This window comes from Novosphingobium sp. SG754 (assembly GCF_013149315.1).
GTDB lineage: Bacteria > Pseudomonadota > Alphaproteobacteria > Sphingomonadales > Sphingomonadaceae > Novosphingobium > Novosphingobium capsulatum.
Map to the genome: position 1 here is coordinate 905,157 of NZ_JABGCC010000001.1, position 19,374 is coordinate 924,530.

Sequence of the window (19,374 nt, forward strand, 5' to 3'; positions counted from 1 at the left end):
TTCCCGGCCGCAGGAATCGCGGCGCATGTCGCTTTCGCCGCGGTGGCGCGGCAAAGCTGGGGGCGTGATATGGGGCGCCCCATAATGGCGCAACGCGAAAATGTCCCAGGTGTGCCCGGGGGCAGACAGCCGGCGCGCGGCTCTGCTAGGGCGAGGGGAAGATGACCATGCCTGCCAGCCCTGATTTGCCGCCCGTTCTGCCTGCTATCGCCCCTCCCCCGGGGCAGGACGGCTTGATGCAGGACGGCTTAACCGGGCTGGCAACGGCCGCGCAGGCGCGCGACTGGCTTGATCGGGCGGGCGCGCAGGGATCGGTGCAGGCCATGCTGATCGGCCTCAACCGGTTCCAAGCGGTGAACCTGGCCTTCGGCCATGGCGGCGGCGATCGCGTTCTGGCCGAAGTGGCGCGGCGCATTGCCCATTTCGCCGCCGAGGAACTGGCGCCGGGCGAGGGCAGCGATGAGCCGCCGCTGGTGGCGCGGGTTTCGGGCGGGGAATTTCTCGTTGCTTCAGCCAGCCGCCTCAGCCGCGAACGCTGGCAGGTTCTCGCCCAGGGGTTGGGGCGCAGCATTGCCCGGCCGCTGGCGCTGGGCGGCGATGCTGTGCGGTTGCTGCCGCGCATCGCGTTGCTGCGCGGCCAGGCGCTGGAAGGTGGCAGCGCGCTGCTCGATCGGCTGGACCAGGCCCTGGCGCAACTCATGGTGGGCGGGGCGCGGCGCCTGGCCTGGGCCGATGGCCGCCACCGCGCGCGCGGGCGCAGTGTCGCCCGGCTTGAGGCGGACCTGATCGGCGCGCTGCACCGGCAAGAGATCGCCGTGCTCTATCAGCCGCAGTTTCGCGTGGGCGATGGCATGCTGGCCGGGGCCGAGGCGCTGGCGCGGTGGGAGCATCCTGGCCTCGGGCGGATCGGCGCGGAAACGCTGTTTGCCGTGGCCGAGCGGGCCGACCAGATGGCGCCGCTATCGCATGCGATTGCCGGGGCAGCCTTGGCCGGGGCCCATGCCTGGCCAGCGCCACTGCGCCTGTCGCTGAACGTGACGGCTGAGGATTTTGCCTTGCCTGATTTTGCGCCGGCCCTGCTGGCACGGGCGGACGATGCCGGCTTTGCCCCCGAACGGCTGACGATCGAGATTACCGAGCAGACCCTGATTGCCGATTTCGATGCCTGTGCGGCGGCGCTGCGCACGCTGGCGGCACGCGGCGTGGCGGTGGCGCTCGATGATTTCGGCACCGGCTTTTCCAACTTCCGCACGCTCAAGGCGCTGCCGCTCGATACGCTCAAGCTCGATCGCTCGTTGGTGCGCGATGTGGCGCATGATGGCCGCGATCGCGCGATCCTGGCCGCGATGGTGGCCATGGCCCGGGCGCTGTCACTCAGCGTCGTGGCCGAAGGAGTGGAAAACGATGCGCAGCTGGCCGTGCTGGCGCAAGAGGGTGTCGACCTGTTCCAGGGCTTCCTGCGGGCCGGGCCGCTGGATGGCGCGGCCATGGCGCGCCTGGCGTCCGGGGCGCCGTAACAGCGCCCCGGCACAACCGATCAGAAGCGCGTGACGAGCGCGGCAACGACCTGGTGGCGACGCACCGAAATGCCGGTGTTCTGGCCTTCGATGTAGGTGTGGCCATAGTCGGAATAGCGATATTCAACGCGGGCCACGATCGGCTGGCTCACGGCCACTTCCACGCCGCCGCCCAGACGGAAACCGCCGTTGTTGAAGCCATAGCCGGTGTTGCCATAGTCAAGGTGCAGGCGGGCGTTGGTGTAGCCGCCCTTGGCATAGACCGAAACCTGCGGGTTGACGGCATAGGCCGCACGCACGCCGGCGTAGAGGTCACGGCCGGCCTTGAGCGCCACGGTGCCATCGCTTTCCTTGACGGTCGAACCATCGGCTTCCAGTTCAACGCCCACGCTGCCCTGGCCCATGGCATAGTCATAGCCGGCGACGACGCCATAGACGAAGCCGTCCTTGCTGCCCTTGTCGCCCTGAACGGCCAGGGTCACGTGATCGTAACCACCAACAACGCCAACGGTGAAGCCGCTGTGATTGGCAACTTCCTGAGCCATCGCGGGAGCGGCGCAAGCAAAAGCAGCCGTGGCGGCGCCAAGGGCAAAGATCTTCTTCATTGTGGTATCGTCCTGCAATGTGATTTTTTGGTGCTGACAACATCACCGGGATGTGATCGCCCCGTGCCGATAGTTTTTGTCTGGCAGGATGGTCAACGCATGGTCATGATATGCAGGGATTTGTAACACTATGTGTGGCATAAAAGCCGCATGAACACGATTGCCGCCGGGTTTGCTGGCTCGGTGGTCGGAAAATCTGCATTTTTCTCGCGCCGCTGCGGTCTCGGCAGCGGACGCGGAAATCAACGCGGTCGTCAACGCTATCAGGCAGCTTTCTTTGCCGCCCGCCGCGCGATGGTGGAAAGCCCCTTGGTCAGTTGCACCAGGCCGTTCAACCGCCCTTGCGCATCGCCCCAGGCGCGCTGGATCACCAGTTTGTTGTCAGGGCGCAGCTTGGCCGTGCCCTTGAGCCGCTCGACATAGGCGATCAGGCCCATGGGATCGGGGAAATCGTCGTTGTGGAACGAGACGAGCACGCCCTTTGGCCCCACGTCGATCTTGGCGATGCGCGCCTCGATCGCCTGGCGCTTGACCTCGATCAGCTTCAAGAGGTTCTGTGTGGGCGGGGGCAGCGGGCCGAAACGGTCGATCATTTCGGCGGCCAGTGCTTCGACGGCATCGGCGCCTTCGGCATCGTTCATGCGGCGATAGAGCGCCATGCGCACGGCCAGATCGGGCACGTATTCTTCCGGGATCATGATCGGCGCATCGAGCGTGATCTGCGGGCTGAGCGCATCGCGTTCGCGCGCCATGCCGATATCGCCGGCCTTGGCCGCCAGGATCGCATCTTCCAGCATCGACTGGTAAAGCTCGAAGCCCACTTCCTTGATGTGGCCGGATTGTTCGTCACCCAGCAGGTTGCCGGCGCCGCGCAGGTCGAGATCGTGGCTGGCCAGCTGGAACCCGGCGCCCAGCGAATCCAGATCGCCCAGCACTTTCAGGCGCTTTTCTGCCACTTCCGACAGGGCCTGGTCTTCGGGATAGGTGAGATAGGCATAGGCGCGCAGCTTGCCGCGGCCGACGCGGCCACGCAGCTGATAGAGCTGCGCCAGGCCAAAGCGATCGGCGCGGTGCAGCACGATGGTATTGGCACTGGGAATGTCGATGCCGCTTTCGATGATCGTGGTCGAGAGCAGCACTTCGTACTTCTTTTCGTAGAAGGCGCTCATGCGGTCTTCCACCTCGGTCGGGCTCATCTGCCCATGCGCGGTGACAAAGCGGATTTCCGGCACGTTGAGGCGCAGCCAGTCTTCCACTTCGGCCATGTCGGCAATGCGCGGCACGACGATGAAGCTCTGCCCGCCGCGCTGGTGTTCGCGCATCAAGGCTTCGCGCATGGTCACGTCGTCCCATGGCATCACATACGTGCGCACTGCCAGGCGATCGACCGGCGGGGTCTGGATGGTGGACAATTCGCGCAGGCCCGACATGGCCATCTGCAAGGTCCGCGGGATCGGCGTGGCGGTGAGCGTGAGGACGTGAACGTCGGTCTTGAGCTCCTTGAGCTTTTCCTTGTGCGTCACGCCAAAGCGCTGTTCCTCGTCGACGATGACCAGGCCCAGGCGCTTGAATTCCACCGACTTGGACAAAAGCGCGTGGGTGCCCACGACGATATCGACCGTGCCGGCGGTGAGCCCAGCGCGGGTTTCGGCCGCTTCCTTGGCCGGCACCAGGCGCGAGAGGCGCCCGATCTGGATGGGAAAGCCGGAAAAGCGTTCGACGAAATTGGCATAATGCTGGCGCGCCAGCAGCGTGGTGGGGGCGATTACCGCCACCTGGTGCCCGGCCATGGCGGCCACGAACGCGGCACGTAGCGCCACCTCGGTCTTGCCAAAGCCAACATCGCCGCAGACCAGGCGGTCCATCGGCTTCCCTTCCGCCATGTCGCCCAGCACGTCGTCGATGGCGCGGTCCTGGTCCTCGGTCTCTTCCCAGGGGAAGCGATCGACGAACGGGCCATAACTGGCGGGATCGACCGCCAGGACATCGGCCTGTCGCAGCGCGCGCAGCGCGGCCGTCGCCATGAGCTGCCCGGCCATTTCCAGGATGCGCTCGCGCATGCGCGCCTTGCGCCGCTGCCAGCCTTCGCCGCCCAGCTTGTCGAGCGCGACGTTCTCGCTTTCGGCGCCATAGCGCGAGAGCACGTCGAGGTTTTCGACCGGGATATAGAGCTTGTCACCGCCGGCATAAGTCAGTTGCACGCAATCGTGCGGGCTCTTGCCCACGGTGATCGCTTCCAACCCTTCGTACCGACCGATGCCGTGATCCATGTGGACGACAAGGTCACCCGGGATCAGCGCGGAAAGCTCTGCCAGGAAAGCGTCGGCGTCCTTGCGCTTCTTTTTGCGGCGCACCAGGCGGTCGCCCAGGATGTCCTGCTCGGTCAGCAGTTCCAGGGTATCGTTGGCAAAGCCCTGTTCCAGCGGCAGGACCACGGCCACCGGGCGGCCGCTGGCAGCCAGGCCCAGCGCTTCCTGCCAGGTGTCGGCCAGGGCCGGGGCCTGCTTACCCGCTTCGGCCAGCAGCGAGGCCAGCCGCGCGCGCGAGCCGGTGGTATAGGCCGCGACGATCGGCTTGCGCCCGCGCGTGCCCAGCGCAGCGAGATGCTTGGCCGCCGCTTCATAGATATTGACGCCCTGGGCGCGATCGGGGGTAAAATCGCGCGCGCTGGCAAAGCCGAAGTCGATGACACTGGCGCTTTCCGGCTCGGCAAAGATGGTGGCGCGGTGCACTGGCCAGCCGGCCAGCGCGCGATCGAGTTCCTCGCGCGTCAGATAGAGCGCGTCGGGCTTCAACGGGCGATAGGTGCCCGATTGGCGCGCCGCTGCCTCTGTCCGGGCGGCATAGTAATCGGCAATGTCGTCCAGCCGGCTTTCGGCGGCTTTGGCGGCGCCAGCATCGAGCACGACCAGATCGCCTTCGGCCAAGTGATCGAACAGCGTGACCATGCGCTCTTCGAACAGCGGCAGCCAATGCTCCATGCCGGCCAGGCGCCGGCCTTCGCTGACGGCCTGGTACAGCGCATCGCTGGTGGCATTGGCGCCAAAGATTTCGCGATAGCGGCTGCGGAACCGCTTGATCGACGTTTCATCGAGCAGCGCCTCGCTTGCCGGAAGCAGCAGATGGGTTTCCACCGGCTGCACCGAACGCTGCGTGCTGGGGTCGAACAGGCGCAGCGTTTCCAGCTCGTCGCCGAAGAAGTCGAGGCGCAGCCCGTGATCGAGTCCGGTGGGGTAGATATCGAAGATCGAGCCGCGCACGGCATATTCGCCGGCATCGACCACGGTGTCGGTGCGCGAGTAGCCCTGGCGTTGCAGCAGGGCGATCAGGCTTTCACGGCCGATTTCCACGCCCGGCGTGAGCAGGCGGGTGGATTCGCGAATGCGGAACGGGGAAAGCGTGCGCTGCAGCACGGCGTTGATCGTGGTGACCAGCAGTTGCGGCCGGCCGTCGCGCTTGTGCTGCAGCTTTTGCAGCGCCGCCAGCCGCCGCGCACTGATCGACAGGGCGGGAGAGGCACGATCGAACGGCAGGCAATCCCACGCCGGGAAATCGATCACGTCCAGCTCGGGTGCAAAGAAACCCGCGCTTTCCACCACCGCGCGCAGGGCGGCATCGTCAGGCGTGATGAACACGCAGCGGCCCTGGGCTTTCGCAGCCGCTGCGGCGCGGGCCAGGTCGGCCATGACCAGCGGCTGGGCACCGCGCGCCACGCTGGCAAGCGTCAGCGGGCTGCGGGCGGAAAGAATGCGGGTCAGGTCTGGCATGGGCGGTTCTTTAAAGCGTGCGTTGCGTGCGCGCCCTTCGACAAGCTCAGGGCGAACGGAGGTTGGTATGCGGGGCGGGGACAAGCTCAGCCCGAACGGACAAAACACGAAGCATTGCAATAACGTTCCGTTCGCCCTGAGCTTGTCGAAGGGCGGGAAACGCAACCCCTCAGCGCGGAATCTCGACGTAGTCCAGCTGACGCATGCGGTCCATCAACGGCCCGGCATATTCTTCCGGCACCGACAGCGTGCCCAGCGCCCAGCCCAGGATATCGACGTCTTCCTCGTCCATCAGGGTTTCGAACCACACGGCCTCGGCTTCGCCCCACTGGCTGTGGAAACGGTCGAAGAAGCAGCCGATCATGTAATCGGCCTCGCGCGTGCCGCGGTGCCAGGCACGGAATTTCATGCGGCGCAGGCGCGCGTCGTCCAGCTGCGGGGAGTCGGGAGTCGCGGTCGTTTCGGTCATGACGGCTGCGGGTAAGCCAGCTTGCCCCATGGCGCAACGGCCCGATGGTGATTATGGAGCCGCCATGCGCCCTGATCTGCTCAATCCCCTGTTTGCCGAGGCCACCAGCCTGAAGGGCGTGGGTGCCGGCCTTGCCCGCCCGCTCGACAAGCTGGGGCTGACGCGGGTGCGCGACTTTCTCTATCACCTGCCCGATCGTTTCGTGCAGCGGCGCGCCGTGGCCACGCTGGACGAGGCTGCGCTGGGCGAGCAGATCATCGTGGCGCTGACCGTGCGCGAGCATCGCCAGCCAGCCGGGCGCGGGCCGTTTCGGGTGATCGCCGAAGACAGCGTGGGCAACCATGTGTCGATCACCTATTTCGGGCGGGCGGCCTATACCGCGAAAAAGGCGCTGCCGGTGGGCGAGAAGCGCTGGGTGGCCGGTCGGCTCGACCAATATGGCCAGACCTGGCAGATCGTTCACCCCGACCATGTCAGCGAAGACAGCGCCGGCCTGCAGGGCCACCTGACCGAGGCGGTCTATCCCCTGTCGGAAGGGCTGACGCAGGGGCGCATTGCCAGCCTGGTGCACCAGGCGCTGGGCCAGGCGCCACGCCTGCCCGAATGGATCGAGCCGGGCTTGCTGGCGCGCGAGGAATGGCCGGCCTGGCACGAAGCACTGGCCCGCACCCACCAGGCGCCGGACAAGCGCGCCAAGGACCGGCTGGCCTATGATGAACTGTTTGCCAATGCCCTGGCGCTGATGCTGGTGCGCGCGGCCAACCGCAACCGGGTTGGCCAGCCGCTGCACGGCGATGGCCACTTGCGCGCCAAGCTCAACCTGCCGTTTACGCTGACCGGCGCGCAAAGCCGGGCCATTGCCGAAATCGAAAGCGACATGGCCCAGGGCAGCCCGATGCTGCGCCTGCTGCAGGGCGATGTCGGCTCGGGCAAGACAGCGGTGGCGCTGCACGCCATGCTGGTCGCGGTGGAGGCGGGCGGGCAGGCGGCCCTGCTGGCACCCACCGAAATCCTGGCGCGCCAGCATGCCGATACGCTGGCCAAGATGGCGCGCGGGACGGGCGTGAACATCGCACTGCTGACCGGGCGCGACAAGGGCCGCGCGCGCGAAGCGCTGCTGATGAACCTGCTCGATGGCGGGATCGACATTCTCGTCGGCACCCATGCGATCTTTCAGGACAGCGTCGCCTATCGCAACCTGGCGCTGGTGGTGATCGACGAGCAGCACCGCTTTGGCGTGGGGCAGCGCCTGATGCTCACGCAAAAGGCGCGGCGCACGCCGCACTGCCTGGCGATGACCGCCACGCCGATCCCGCGCACGCTGACCCTGGCGCAATATGGCGAGATGGAAGTGTCGCGGCTGGACGAGATGCCGCCCGGTCGCCAGGCGATCGACACGCGCGTGGTGGCGCAGGAACGCCTGCCCGACGTGATCGACGGGATCGGCCGCCACATTGCCGCCGGGCACCAGGCCTATTGGGTGTGCCCCATGGTGCGCGAGGCAGAGAACGAGGATCTGGCCGCCGCCGAAGCGCGCCACGCCATGCTGGCCGAGCGCTTTGGCGCGCGCGTGGTCATGGTCCATGGCCAGATGCGGCCCGAGGCCAAGGACGCGGCGATGGAGCGGTTTGCCAGCGGAGAGGCGAGCCTGCTGGTCGCCACCACCGTGATCGAAGTGGGCGTCGACGTGCCCAACGCCACGCTGATGGTGATCGAGCAGGCCGAACGCTTTGGCCTGGCACAGCTGCACCAGCTGCGCGGGCGCGTGGGGCGCGGCAGCCAGAAATCCACCTGCCTGCTGCTGCGCGGCGACATGGTGAGCAAGGTGGGCCGCGAGCGGCTGGCGCTGATGCGCGAAACCCAGGACGGGTTCCTGCTGGCCGAGGAAGACCTGCGCCTGCGCGGTGGCGGCGAACTTTTGGGCACGCGGCAATCGGGCGACACGCCGTTTCGCGTCGCCGATTTCGAGCAGATCGCCAACCTGCTGCCCATCGCGCACGATGATGCGCGGCTGTTGATGGAGCGCGATGGCGGGCTGTCTTCCCCGCGTGGAGAAGCGGCGCGGGTGCTGCTCTATCTGTTCGAGCGCGATTGGGGCGTGCAGTTGCTGCGCGGCGGCTGAACCGCGGCGCCTCGCGGCTTTCCCAACGATTTCCGCGCATTCCCAGCTGTTGCCGGCAGGCCACACTGCGCGGCCATCGCCCGCTTGGCCCAGCGCCCTGCGCAACATGCCTTGACAGCCTGCGCATACGAATCCTATTTATCGTATAAATAAGACTTCACTGTTTTCCGGGAGGGGCTTTCATGCATCTCGATTTCCGTCGTGTTCTGTGTGCAACCAGCGTGCTGGCGCTGGCCGTGGGTTCCAACGCCGCATTCGCGCAATCGGCTGACAGCGCTGCCGCGCCGCAGGCCGCTGCTGAGGCCGCATCCGATCAGGCGATCGTCGTCACCGGTCTGCGCGCCTCGTTGCGCGATGCGCTCAATGCCAAGCGCAACACCGCCGTGGTGGCCGAAACCATCAGTTCCAAGGACATCGGCGTTCTGCCCGATGTGACCATCGCCGATTCGCTGGGCCGCCTGCCGGGCGTGACCGCCACGCGCGATCGCGGCAATGCCAGCCAGGCCGCAGTGCGCGGCCTTGGCCCACGCCTGGTGCTGGGCCTGATCAACGGCCGCGAAGTGGCCTCGTCAGAGCCTGATCGCAACGTGCGCTGGGAAATCTACCCGTCCGAAATCGTCTCGTCGGTGGCGGTCTACAAGGGCCAGAGCGCCAACTTCATCGCCGGCGGCGTGGCCGCCACGATCGACATCCAGACGATCAAGCCGCTGGACTATCACGGCCCGGCGCTGACCGTGCGCGGCGGGGCGATCTATAACGATGGCGGCAAAGACATTCCCGGCTATTCGGGCCTCGGCGCGCGTGGCAGCGCGCAATATGTCGGCAAGCTGACCGACAATCTCGGCCTGGTGCTGGGCGGCACCTACCAGCGGCAGAAGAACGGCTTTGAAAGCTTCCAGGGCTGGGGCTACAACACGCCCGACACCGGCACGCCGCCGACCGATGCCAGCGGCAACAAGATCAACGCCCCCTGGGGTGCGCAGTCCGAAGTCAAGGGCCTGACCGAAACCCGCTGGAGCACCACCGCCGCGTTGCAGTGGAAGCCGGGTTCCTATTGGGACATCACGCTCGACGGGCTCTATTCCAACATCAAGATCAACGAAAACCAGGCGCAGCAGTGGTATGGCCGTTCCAACGGCTGGGGCGACTGGGGCGGCAATTTCGGCCAGCCGGGCGATATCTATCAGCCGGGCAACTATACCCTAGCCGGCAACACCGTCACGGGTGCCACGCTCAACAACTATTCCTCGGTCACCAACGTGTTCGGCAAGTACACCGAAGACAAGACCCTGTTCGTCTCGGGCCTCAACGCCAAGTACGATGATGGCACGTGGTCGGTGAAGACCGACGTTTCCTATTCCAGCGCCAAGCGCAATAACCTCTATCGCTCGGTCGCGACGGAATTCTATCCGTCGAGCACGACCTTTGCCACCGGCGCAGGCCAGGTGCCGTCGGTCTCGGTCAGCGGTGCCAATGTTGGCGACACGTCTGCCCAGACGGTGCAGAGCTATTACCCCGGTCTCTATGACGGGCCGCAGCGCCTGCATGATGACCTGGGCGCCGGGCAGATCGACATTCGCCGCGCCGTCAACAGTGGCTGGCTGGCGGGCGTGGGCGTGGGCCTGCGCTATTCCAACCGGGTCAAGAGCCTGGCCTATGGCAGCGGCAGCGTGGGCACGATCGGCGGTGGCAACGTCACGCTCAACGCCGCTGACCTGACCGCGTTCAATGTGCGCAATTTCAGCGTGCCGACCATGGTCTATGGCAATTTCGACACGATTGCCGCGCAGTCGGTGGTCTACACCCCCGGTGCCGATGATCCCACCAAGGGCTGGCGCGTGCGCGAAGACGACATGGAAGGCTATGTCATGGCCGACCTTGGCGGCAACGGCTTTTCGGGCAATGTCGGCGTGCGTTTCGTCGATGTGGTCACGCACAGCACCGCGGCCGGTTCGAGCACGTCGTGGGATCCCGCCGCCAACAACGGCAGTGGCGCCAATGTCACCACGATTTTCCCGATCCAGGGCAACAGCCACTATTTCCGCGCGCTGCCCAGCATCAACCTGAACTTCGAGTTGACCGACACGCTCAAGCTGCGCGTTGCCGCCGCGCGCGTCATCTCGCGTCCGCCGCTCGATGAACTGCGCGCCAACCGCATCCTGTCGGTCTATCCGCCGCAGTTGACCGGCAGTGCCGGCAATCCCACATTGCGGCCATTCATGGCGACGCAGGGTGACATCTCGGCGGAATGGTACTTCCACAAGGATGCGCTGCTGGCCGTGGCCGGCTATTACAAGGATGTTGATACCAACATCGGCTATACCCAGACCACCCAGAACATCGGTGGCGCCGATTACCTGATCACCGGCCCGGCCAACGGCAAGGGCGGCTATATCGCCGGCGTGGAAACTACGTTGCAGATGCCGTTCTTCTTCATCCCCGGCCTCGACAAGTTCGGTATCTATGCCAACGCCGCCTTCGTGAAGTCCGACCTCAAGGAACTGGCGCCCAAGGCCAATCCGTTCCCGGCGGTGGGGCTGGCCGATTTCACCGGCGAGTTCGACCTGTGGTATTCGGATCATGGCATCGATGCGCGCCTGGCGCTCAAGCATCATAGCCCGTTCACGGTGATCTATGGCTGGGATGCCTCGCAGCTGACGCGGCTGGACAGCGAAACCACGCTGGGTGCCAGCATCGGCTACAGCATCACCAAGAACATCTCGGTGCGGGTCCAGGCCAACAACCTGACCAACCAGGTGGCGCGCTTCTACTGGAACAACGATCCCAACCAGATCGCCCGCTATGAAAAGTATGGCCGCAGCTATCTCGCTGATGTGACCGTGCGCTATTGATCGTTTCAGGGCGGTTCGATCCTCTCCCCGAACCGCCCTCAACCTGCCAGGGCGCCGCAGCGATGCGGCGCCCTTTTTCTTGGCGCTGCGCCGGTGCCATGCAACAAGCGGGCATGACCCGTCGCATCGTGCGTATCCTGCTTGGCCTGCTCTATTTTGCTGCAGGTGTGCTGCACCTGGCGCTGCCCGCGCCGTTCCTCAAGATCACGCCTGCGTGGGTACCGCTGGCACCGCTGGTGATCACGCTGACCGGGCTGGCCGAACTGGCCGGCAGCGTGGCGCTGGTGCAGGGCCATAGCCCCGCCTTGCGCCGCGCCGCGGGCTGGGGCCTGGCGGCCTATGCGCTGTGCGTGTGGCCGGCCAACGTGAACCATATGCTGATGGACCTGGCGCGGCCCGATCATGGCCTCGGCCTGGCGTATCACATCCCGCGCATGCTGGCGCAGCCCGTGCTGATCTGGGCCGCGCTGTGGGCCAGCGGGGTGGTGGGCCGCCACCACGCTCCCGTAAAGCGCTGACAAAAAAGCCCCCTCCTCTTCAGAGGAGGGGGTTGGGGGTGGTGAGAGGCTTAGCGCTGGGGCTTGTACGTTTTCCCCAACCAGTCGAACGCGGGCAGCGCCTCGTGGTGGCGGATGTCGAACATCGCGGCGTTTTCCCAGCTCGATCCCGTGCCCCAGCGTGTCTTGCAGCGGGTGGAAACCCAGTCCGGCGCCCAATAGACAACGCCGTTGCCGCCATTGTTTACCACGGTCTGCGTCAGGTCTTGCAGGTACTTGAGCTGGCCCTTGGGGCTGACCGGGTAGCCCGGGATGGCGCTGTCCGAGCCGAGCAGGTTGGTCGTGTCGTCAGCATGATCGTCGGAAAAGGCATAGGCGGTTTCCACCACCCACACTTGCGCGCCATAGCGGCGGTGGGCGGCGTCGATCACCTTACCCAGGCCCGAAAGGTTGTAGGTCGACCACTTGGAATAATAGCTGATGCCGATGATGTCATAGTCGAGCACGCCGGCCGCCGTGGCAGCATCGAACCAGGGGATGACGTTTTCGGGCTGGGCGATGTGCAGCATCACCTGGATCGGCTTGCCGTGGGCCTTGGCGCTTTCGCGCACGGCGCTGATCCCGGCGTTGAGCAGGCGGGCGTTGCGCGTCCAGTCGATCGGCTGGTCCTTGACGCCGCCTTGCATGGCCGCGTTGGTTTCGTTGCCCACCTGGACCATTTCCGGCAGCTGCCCGGCCGCCGCCAGCTTGTCCAGCACCTCGCGCGTATAGTCGTGCAGCGCCTTGACCTGGGCATCGGTGGGCAGGTTCGCCCAGGCGGCCGGGGCGGGCTGCTTGTCGCCATCGGCCCAATCGTCGGAATAGTGGAAGTCTAGCAGCACGTTGAGGCCAGCGGCATGGGCGCGCGTGATCGTCTTCAGCACATCGTCATAGGTGCTGTACTGCGTCCATGTCGGAGTGTGCCACAGCCGCACCCGCATGACATTGCCGCCATGCTGCTTGAGCACCACGAAGGGATCGGCCGGCTTGCCGTGCTCAAGGAAGCGGGCGCCGCAGGCTTCCATCTCGTTGGTAAAAGACAGGTCTGCCCCGAGATAGAGCGGCGGCGCGGGCGCGGCCAGCGCCGGGGTGGACAGCGTAAGGGCAAGGGCGGTCATCGCGGCGCTGCGGGCGTGGCGCAGGAGGGTCATGGAAAGAGGGGCCTTTCGCATCAGGCGTGAAAGAACAGGTCGAGGCTGGCGGGCGCAAGGCCAGCGGCCGTGACAGTCAGCCGTGCCGCGCCGGCGGCGCCGGCGCTTTGCACCAGGGCCTGGGCCAGGCCATTGAACGCGCGCCGCGCATGGCCCTTGTCTGGTTCGGTCGAGGTGGGGTTGCCATTGCCCAGCCCGATGATCCGCGCCGCGCCGCTCAGGGAAAAGTCGATCACGGTATCGGCGGTGGGCACCAGGTTTCCGGCCGCGTCGATCACCTCGACCCGCACGGCGGCGGTGTCCGCGCCATCGGCGGCCAGGCGGTTGCGATCGGCCGAGAGGCGCAGCGCGGCGGGCTTGCCGGCCGTCACCCGGCTGTCGCGGGCGGCCAGGCGGGCCTGATTATAGCCGCGCGCCTCGATCCGGCCGGGGGCATAGGGCACCATCCAGGCAAGGTGGCCGTTCTGCGGCATCGCCTTGCGGCCCAGCGAGCGGCCATTGAGCAGCAGTTCCACCTCGGCGCAGTTGCCGTGGACCCACACCTCGATCGGCTGTCCTTCGCGGCCGGCCCAGTTCCAGTGCGGCAAGAGGTGCACCAGCGGCGCGTCCCGGCGCCACCAGGCGCGGTAGTAGTAATAGTTGTCCTTGGGGAAACCGCACAGGTCCATCGCCCCGAAATAGCTCGAAACGCTGGGGAACTGGGCATAGGGCGTGGGCTCGCCGCGATAGTCGAAGCCGGTCCAGATAAAGCCGCCGGCAATGCCGGGTTCGGCCGCTACGATCTGCCACCATTCCTCGGCCGTGCTGGCCCACCACGGATGCTCGCTATCATAGGCACGCACCACGTGGGCGGCGGCATCGTTGGCATAGGCGCCGCGCGTGGCCACGGTGCTGGCGGTCTCGGTGCCGATCACCGGCTTGCCGGGGTGGCGCTGGCGCCACGCCGGGATCTTGTCGGTGCGATAGTTGAAACCCACCACATCGACGGCATCGGCCGCGCCGCCGTCCCAGCCCTTGTCCATCGCCTGGGTGGTCAGCCGCGTGGGATCGAGCTGCTTGCAGCGCGCCACCAGCTGCGCCGAAATGCGGCGGCCCCGCTCGGTGCTCTGGTGGCCTTCCTCGTTGCCCACCGACCACAGGATGATCGCCGGGTGGTTGCGCGAGGACCGGATCATGCGATCGAGTTCGTCCATTGCCTCGGGATTGGTGGTGTTGAGGCGGGTTTCGGCAACCATCATCATGCCGGTCGCATCGCAGATATCGAGCAATGCCTGCGCCGGCGGATTGTGCGCGCTGCGCCAGGCGTTGGCGCCCATGCTTTGCGTCTGCGCCACGCGCCAGGCATGCAGCGCATCGGGAATGGCGGTGCCCACGCCGGCGTGATCCTGGTGGTTGCATACACCCAACAGCTTGACCGGCTTTCCGTTGACCGCAAAGCCGTGCGTGCCATCGAATGACAGCGTGCGAATGCCAAAGCGGGTCTGGGTGCGGTCAACCTCCTGGCCATCGACCAGCACGCTGGTTTCCAGGGTATAGAGCCGCGGCGTTTCCGGCGACCATAGCTGCGGCGCGGGCAGGGCCAGCGCGTGGTCGAGCGTGGTCTGCGCGCCTGGCGCCAGCGTAGCGGCCGGTTGCGCGGCGATGGCTGCCACTTCGCGGCCATCGGGGGCCAGCACACGGTGGCGCAGTTGCGCCGTGCCCGCCACCTCGGCCGCATTGGCCAGCGTGGTGGCTATGGCGATCTGTGCGCCGCTGCCGTCGACCGTGCTGCGCACGCAAGTGCCCCATTGGGGCACGTGGATCGGCGCGGCGCTGACCAGGTCGACATGGCGATAGATGCCCGCGCCCTCGTAGAACCAGCCTTCACCCAGGCTGGCATCGACGCGCAGCGTCAACTGGTTGGGGCCGCCATCGTAATCGAGGAAATCGGCGATATCGACGCGGAACGGGGCATAGCCCGAGGCGCTGCCGCCCGCTTCATAGCCGTTGACGAAGACCTTGCAATCGCGGAACACGCCGTCGAATTCGAGCCAGATGGCGCGACCCTTATCGCCTGCGCCCACCGGCAGCTTGCAGCGGTACCAGCCCACGCTATTCTGCGGAAAATCACGGCCGATGGCGCGAAAGCCATGGCCGGCGGCCATGTCTTCCTTGTCCTTGGGCACTGGCGCCTTAGGCGGTGCATAGGGCAGTTCCACCGCCCAATCGTGCGGCACGCGCACGCTGGCCCAGGCGCTGTCATCGAAATCGGGCTGGGTGGCGGGCGAGACATCGAAGCCGGGCTTGGCATAGGTGCGCTGATAGCGGCCGAAATCGAAATCGCGGTCCATGTCAGCGGCATGGCCCAGGGCAAAGCGCCAGCCATCGGCCAGGCGCACGCGCCGCCGGGGGGACGCAGCCGCGTCAGCGGCCGGCGTGGTGAGAGCCGTCTTGGCCGTTGCAGCCAGTGCAGGCGCGGCGCTGGTGGCAAGGCCGGCGAGGCCCAGGGCAAGGGCCGTGCGGCGGTCGGTCGAAGGTGAGATGGTCATGGCTTAGAACTCGAAATCAGGGCCGGTGGTCACGGTGCCGAGCAGCAGGGCATCGGCCACCAGCGAGAGCGGCCGGGCATCGGCATCGCTTTCCCGCCGCGTGATCAGATCGGCAAAGCGGCGATAGATCCGGGCATATTCGTCGTTGCCGGATTCCTGGCGCAGCGTGCCGTCGATTTCCAGGCGATGCCCGCCATCGCGCAGCACCAGTTCGCCATCGGGCGTGTTGACCACGATATCCCATTGCTGGTGGCCCGGTTGCAGGATCGACAGATCGGCAATGATCGGTGCGCCGGTGCTGCAGCGCATGTCCACCTGCGCATCGGTCGGCGCGCCGCGATTGGCCGGTACGTCCATCCGCGCGCCTTCCACGCAAATGCCCGAGGGCAGGATTTCGGTCAGGATCGAAAATGCGTTGATCGCCGGATCGAACACGCCAAAGCCGCCCTTGGACAATAGCCAGTCCTGCCCAGGGTGCCATTTGCGCACGTCTTCGCGCCAGGTAATGTGCACCGCACTGATGCTGCGGGTGGCGAGCCAGGCGCGTGCGGCCTCGACCACTTCGCTCTCGCGCGAATGCCATGCGGCATAGAGCGTGACGCCGGCGCGCGTGGCCAGTTGCTCCAGCGCTTGCGCCTGGGTCGGGGCGGCCGCTGGCGGCTTTTCCAGCAGCACGTCGAGCCCGGCGGCAATGGCCGCGCGCGCCAGCGGCACGCGCACAGCGGGCGGCGTGCACAGTGCCACGGCATCGAGCTTGCCCGCTTCGCCGGCCAGCATTTCCGCCAGGCCAGCATAGCCGCGCACCCCGTCAAGCCGGTGAACCGGATCGGCCACCGCGACCAGATCGAACCGGGAATTGCCCGCAATCGCGGGGAGGTGCTGGTCGCAGGCGATCTTGCCCAGGCCCACCAGGCCAAGGCGGATCGGAGGGTATGACATTCCAGGTTCCTCGCAAGCTTATGGGGTGGCTCTTTACATTTATCATATATATATGGTTAGAGAGGTCAATGGGCGGGGACGGCAGAACAAAAGACTGCATCCTGCCCCGGCCGAAGGCACGAAAAGGAGCGGCTTCAAGTGGGCAATGAGCAGACGGAACAGGGCAACGCCGCAGGCAGCGACGCCGGGAAGAGCGGCTTTCGCGCCTTGCGTTCGCGGGCGTGGTTCAACAATCCCGAATCGGCCGACATGACCGCGCTCTACCTGGAACGCTACCTCAACTACGGCCTGACCATCGAGGAACTGCAATCCGATCGGCCGATCATCGGCATTGCCCAGACCGGCAGCGATCTTTCCCCGTGCAACCGCCACCACTTGGTGCTCGCCAGCCGCGTGCGCGACGGCATTCGCGAGGCGGGCGGCATTCCCATCGAGTTTCCGCTGCACCCGATCCAGGAAACCGGCAAGCGGCCCACCGCCGGCCTCGATCGCAACCTGGCCTATCTGGGCCTGGTAGAGGTGCTGTTCGGCTATCCGCTCGATGGCGTGGTGCTGACGATCGGCTGCGACAAGACCACGCCGGCGGCCTTGATGGCGGCGGCCACGGTCAACATTCCCGCGATTGCGCTCTCGGTCGGGCCGATGCTCAATGGCTGGCACGAGGGCAAGCGGACGGGCAGTGGCACGATCGTGTGGAAAGCGCGCGAAATGCTGTCCAAGGGCGAGATCGATTTCAAGGGCTTCATCGAACTGGTGGCAAGTTCTGCGCCCTCGACCGGCTATTGCAACACCATGGGCACCGCCACCACGATGAATTCGCTGGCCGAGGCGCTGGGCATGAGCCTGCCCGGCTCGGCCGCGATCCCCGCGCCGCACCGCGATCGCCAGGAATGCGCCTATTACACCGGCAAGCAGATCGTGGAGATGGTTGCAGCCGATCGCAAGCCGTCGGACATTCTCACCCGCAGTGCCTTTCTCAACGCCATTCGCGTTAATTCCGCGATCGGCGGATCGACCAATGCGCCGATCCATCTCAATGCCATTGCCCGCCACGTGGGCGTGGAACTGACGCTGGAAGACTGGGAAAGCCATGGCGCCGACATTCCCCTGCTGGTGAACCTGCAACCTTCGGGCGAATATCTGGGCGAAGACTATTTCCGGGCCGGCGGCGTGCCGGCAGTAATGGGTGAACTCGCCCGTGCCGGGTTGCTCGATGGCGACGCGCTGACTGCCAATGGCAAGAGCGTGGCCGACAACGTGGCGCACGTGAAGATTGCCGACGACGATGTGATCCGCCCGTTCGATCGCCCGCTCAAGATGGCGGCGGGTCTCACCGTGCTGGGCGGCAACCTGTTCGATGCCGCGGTGATGAAGAAAAGCGTGATCAGCGACCAGTTCCGCGCGCGCTATCTGTCGAACCCCGATGATCCCGAGGCATTCGAAGGCCAGGTCTTCGTGTTCGACGGGCCGGAAGACTATCACGCGCGGATCGATGATCCCGCGCTCGGCATCGACGAGCGTTCGATCCTGGTGATCCGTGGTGCCGGGCCGATCGGCTATCCGGGCGGGGCCGAGGTGGTCAACATGCGCCCGCCCGCCGCGCTGATCCGCGCCGGGATCGATGCGCTGCCATGCCTGGGTGACGGGCGCCAATCGGGCACCAGCGGCAGCCCCTCGATCCTCAACGCCAGCCCCGAGGCGGCGGTGGGCGGTGGCTTGGCGCTGCTGCGCGATGGCGATCGCATCCGCGTCGATCTGAAAACCCGCAGCGTCAACCTGCTGGTCAGCGATGCCGAACTGGCCACGCGCCGCGCTGCGCTGGCGGCAGAGCCGTTCCGCTTCCCCGAAGACCAGACGCCGTGGCAGGCGATCAGCCGCAAGATCACTGGCCAGTTTGCCGGCGGCGCGGTGATCGAGGATGCCGTGCGGTTTCAGAAGGTGGCCCAGGTCTATGGAGTGCCGCGTGACAGCCACTGATCAAGGCCCTGATCAAGCCACCGATCAAGCCACCATCCAGGTTGTGCCGGTGGACCGCCCTGGTGCGATTCACGGGCACGACCTGCTGGGCGAGGGGCTGATCTGGTCCGATCGGCAGCAGGCGCTGTTCTGGGTCGATATCATCGGCCAGCGCATCAACCGGCTGGACCTGGACAGCGGCATCGTGGCCGAATGGGACGTGCCCGACATGATCGGCTGGGTGCTGGAACGCGAAGGCGGCCCCGGCTTCATCGCCGGGCTGCGCAGCGGCTTTGCCACGATCACGCTCGACCCGTTTTCCTGCGTGCCGATCGGCGCGCCCGAGCCCGATCTGCCGCGCAACCGCATGAACGATGCCATGGTCTGCCCGCAGGGCTGCATCTGGGCCGGCACGATGAACATGGACGGGGAAACCCCGACCGGCAATTTCTACCGGCTCGATCACGATCTGTCGTGGACGCGGGTGGACAGCGGCTATCGCATCGCCAACGGGCCGGTGCTGTCGGCCGATGGGCAGTGGCTTTATCACACGGACAGCGCGCTCGGGCGCGTCTATCGCTTTGCCTTCCACGGCAACGGCACGCTGGGCCCGCGCGAGGTGTTCCTCGATTTTCCCGATGCCTGGGGTTCGCCCGACGGCATGACGATCGACAGCGACGGGGGCCTGTGGATCGCGCAATGGGGGGCAGGCAGCGTCAGCCGCTTCCTGGCTGACGGCACCCGCACCCATTGTGTTGCGCTGCCCGCCAGCCAGATCACCAACCTGGCCTTTGCCGGGCCAAGCCGCGATCGCCTGTTCGTCAGCTCTGCCGCCGATGGGGTGGACGAGCCGGCTGGTGGCGCCCTGTTCGAGATCGTCGGCAGCGGCTTTCGCGGCTGCCCCACGCCCCGGTTCGGGGGCTGAGCGGCGG

Annotated in this window: 13 protein-coding genes; 7 read left to right on the top strand and 6 right to left on the bottom strand. The window is 66.3% G+C overall.

Annotation, left to right across the window (positions count from 1 at the left end; translation table 11 throughout):
• Positions 1–236: 236 nt before the first annotated feature.
• Positions 237–1,517, top strand: coding sequence for a bifunctional diguanylate cyclase/phosphodiesterase (locus tag FHW97_RS04260; RefSeq protein ID WP_253941543.1), 1,281 nt, complete (start codon positions 237–239; stop codon positions 1,515–1,517).
• A 20-nt stretch (positions 1,518–1,537) separates the two neighbouring features.
• On the opposite strand, the gene FHW97_RS04265 is transcribed toward FHW97_RS04260, so the two are convergent.
• On the bottom strand, positions 1,538–2,062 hold the full coding sequence (locus FHW97_RS04265) for an outer membrane protein (RefSeq protein ID WP_231627546.1): 525 nt from the start codon (positions 2,060–2,062) through the stop codon (positions 1,538–1,540).
• On the opposite strand from FHW97_RS04265, the gene FHW97_RS22020 reads away from it, so the two are divergent.
• On the top strand, positions 2,000–2,248 hold the full coding sequence (locus FHW97_RS22020; RefSeq protein WP_245652527.1) for a hypothetical protein: 249 nt from the start codon (positions 2,000–2,002) through the stop codon (positions 2,246–2,248). The two genes, FHW97_RS04265 and FHW97_RS22020, sit on opposite strands and share 63 nt — an antisense overlap.
• Positions 2,249–2,385: 137 nt before the next feature.
• Here the strand turns inward: FHW97_RS22020 and mfd are convergent, their stop codons facing one another.
• Positions 2,386–5,889 carry a transcription-repair coupling factor gene (gene mfd, locus FHW97_RS04270; RefSeq protein WP_171798104.1) on the bottom strand — a complete coding sequence of 1,168 codons (3,504 nt, stop codon included), beginning with the start codon at positions 5,887–5,889 and terminating at the stop codon, positions 2,386–2,388.
• A 169-nt stretch (positions 5,890–6,058) separates the two neighbouring features.
• Entirely contained in the window at positions 6,059–6,358 is a 300-nt protein-coding gene (locus tag FHW97_RS04275) for a succinate dehydrogenase assembly factor 2 (RefSeq protein ID WP_062785435.1), read from the bottom strand.
• A 64-nt stretch (positions 6,359–6,422) separates the two neighbouring features.
• Between FHW97_RS04275 and recG the strand changes: the two genes are divergently transcribed.
• The 3 genes from recG (at position 6,423) to FHW97_RS04290 (ending at position 11,850) form a co-directional block, all read left to right on the top strand.
• On the top strand, positions 6,423–8,480 hold the full coding sequence (gene recG / locus FHW97_RS04280) for an ATP-dependent DNA helicase RecG (RefSeq protein ID WP_062785650.1): 2,058 nt from the start codon (positions 6,423–6,425) through the stop codon (positions 8,478–8,480).
• 182 nt (positions 8,481–8,662) lie between these two features.
• Positions 8,663–11,332 carry a TonB-dependent receptor gene (locus FHW97_RS04285; protein WP_171798105.1) on the top strand — a complete coding sequence of 890 codons (2,670 nt, stop codon included), beginning with the start codon at positions 8,663–8,665 and terminating at the stop codon, positions 11,330–11,332.
• Positions 11,333–11,445: 113 nt separating this feature from the next.
• Complete coding sequence (locus FHW97_RS04290) at positions 11,446–11,850, top strand: hypothetical protein (RefSeq protein WP_168351721.1); 405 nt, start codon at positions 11,446–11,448, stop codon at positions 11,848–11,850.
• A gap of 50 nt (positions 11,851–11,900) precedes the next feature.
• On the opposite strand, the gene FHW97_RS04295 is transcribed toward FHW97_RS04290, so the two are convergent.
• From FHW97_RS04295 to FHW97_RS04305, 3 genes are read right to left on the bottom strand one after another with little or no spacing between them, the layout of a single operon-like run.
• Positions 11,901–13,019, bottom strand: coding sequence for a glycosyl hydrolase 53 family protein (locus FHW97_RS04295; RefSeq protein WP_253941544.1), 1,119 nt, complete (start codon positions 13,017–13,019; stop codon positions 11,901–11,903).
• 20 nt (positions 13,020–13,039) lie between these two features.
• On the bottom strand, positions 13,040–15,547 hold the full coding sequence (gene galA, locus FHW97_RS04300) for a beta-galactosidase GalA (RefSeq protein WP_171798106.1): 2,508 nt from the start codon (positions 15,545–15,547) through the stop codon (positions 13,040–13,042).
• A gap of 3 nt (positions 15,548–15,550) precedes the next feature.
• Positions 15,551–16,486 carry a Gfo/Idh/MocA family protein gene (locus FHW97_RS04305; RefSeq protein WP_171798107.1) on the bottom strand — a complete coding sequence of 312 codons (936 nt, stop codon included), beginning with the start codon at positions 16,484–16,486 and terminating at the stop codon, positions 15,551–15,553.
• A gap of 249 nt (positions 16,487–16,735) precedes the next feature.
• Here FHW97_RS04305 and FHW97_RS04310 point away from each other — a divergent pair, with 249 nt between their 5' ends.
• Both FHW97_RS04310 and FHW97_RS04315 read left to right on the top strand, forming a co-directional pair.
• Positions 16,736–18,463: a dihydroxy-acid dehydratase gene (locus tag FHW97_RS04310; RefSeq protein WP_253941595.1), complete on the top strand. Its 1,728-nt coding sequence runs from the start codon at positions 16,736–16,738 to the stop codon at positions 18,461–18,463.
• Positions 18,450–19,367, top strand: coding sequence for an SMP-30/gluconolactonase/LRE family protein (locus tag FHW97_RS04315; protein WP_370525271.1), 918 nt, complete (start codon positions 18,450–18,452; stop codon positions 19,365–19,367). The genes FHW97_RS04310 and FHW97_RS04315 overlap by 14 nt, the downstream gene beginning before the upstream one ends.
• The last annotated feature ends 7 nt before the right edge of the window (positions 19,368–19,374 follow it).

What these genes read in the sequence shown, in the direction of transcription:
- FHW97_RS04260 (WP_253941543.1), top strand. Translation starts at nt 237, where the DNA reads ATGCAGGACGGCTTAACCGGGCTGGCAACGGCCGCGCAGGCGCGCGAC.
- FHW97_RS04310 (WP_253941595.1), top strand. Translation starts at nt 16,736, where the DNA reads ATGACCGCGCTCTACCTGGAACGCTACCTCAACTACGGCCTGACCATC.
- FHW97_RS04265 (WP_231627546.1), bottom strand. Translation starts at nt 2,062, where the DNA reads ATGGCTCAGGAAGTTGCCAATCACAGCGGCTTCACCGTTGGCGTTGTT.
- FHW97_RS04275 (WP_062785435.1), bottom strand. Translation starts at nt 6,358, where the DNA reads ATGACCGAAACGACCGCGACTCCCGACTCCCCGCAGCTGGACGACGCG.
- galA (WP_171798106.1), bottom strand. Translation starts at nt 15,547, where the DNA reads ATGACCATCTCACCTTCGACCGACCGCCGCACGGCCCTTGCCCTGGGC.
- FHW97_RS04285 (WP_171798105.1), top strand. Translation starts at nt 8,663, where the DNA reads ATGCATCTCGATTTCCGTCGTGTTCTGTGTGCAACCAGCGTGCTGGCG.
- mfd (WP_171798104.1), bottom strand. Translation starts at nt 5,889, where the DNA reads ATGCCAGACCTGACCCGCATTCTTTCCGCCCGCAGCCCGCTGACGCTT.
- recG (WP_062785650.1), top strand. Translation starts at nt 6,423, where the DNA reads ATGCGCCCTGATCTGCTCAATCCCCTGTTTGCCGAGGCCACCAGCCTG.
- FHW97_RS04305 (WP_171798107.1), bottom strand. Translation starts at nt 16,486, where the DNA reads ATGTCATACCCTCCGATCCGCCTTGGCCTGGTGGGCCTGGGCAAGATC.
- FHW97_RS04295 (WP_253941544.1), bottom strand. Translation starts at nt 13,019, where the DNA reads ATGACCCTCCTGCGCCACGCCCGCAGCGCCGCGATGACCGCCCTTGCC.
- FHW97_RS04290 (WP_168351721.1), top strand. Translation starts at nt 11,446, where the DNA reads ATGACCCGTCGCATCGTGCGTATCCTGCTTGGCCTGCTCTATTTTGCT.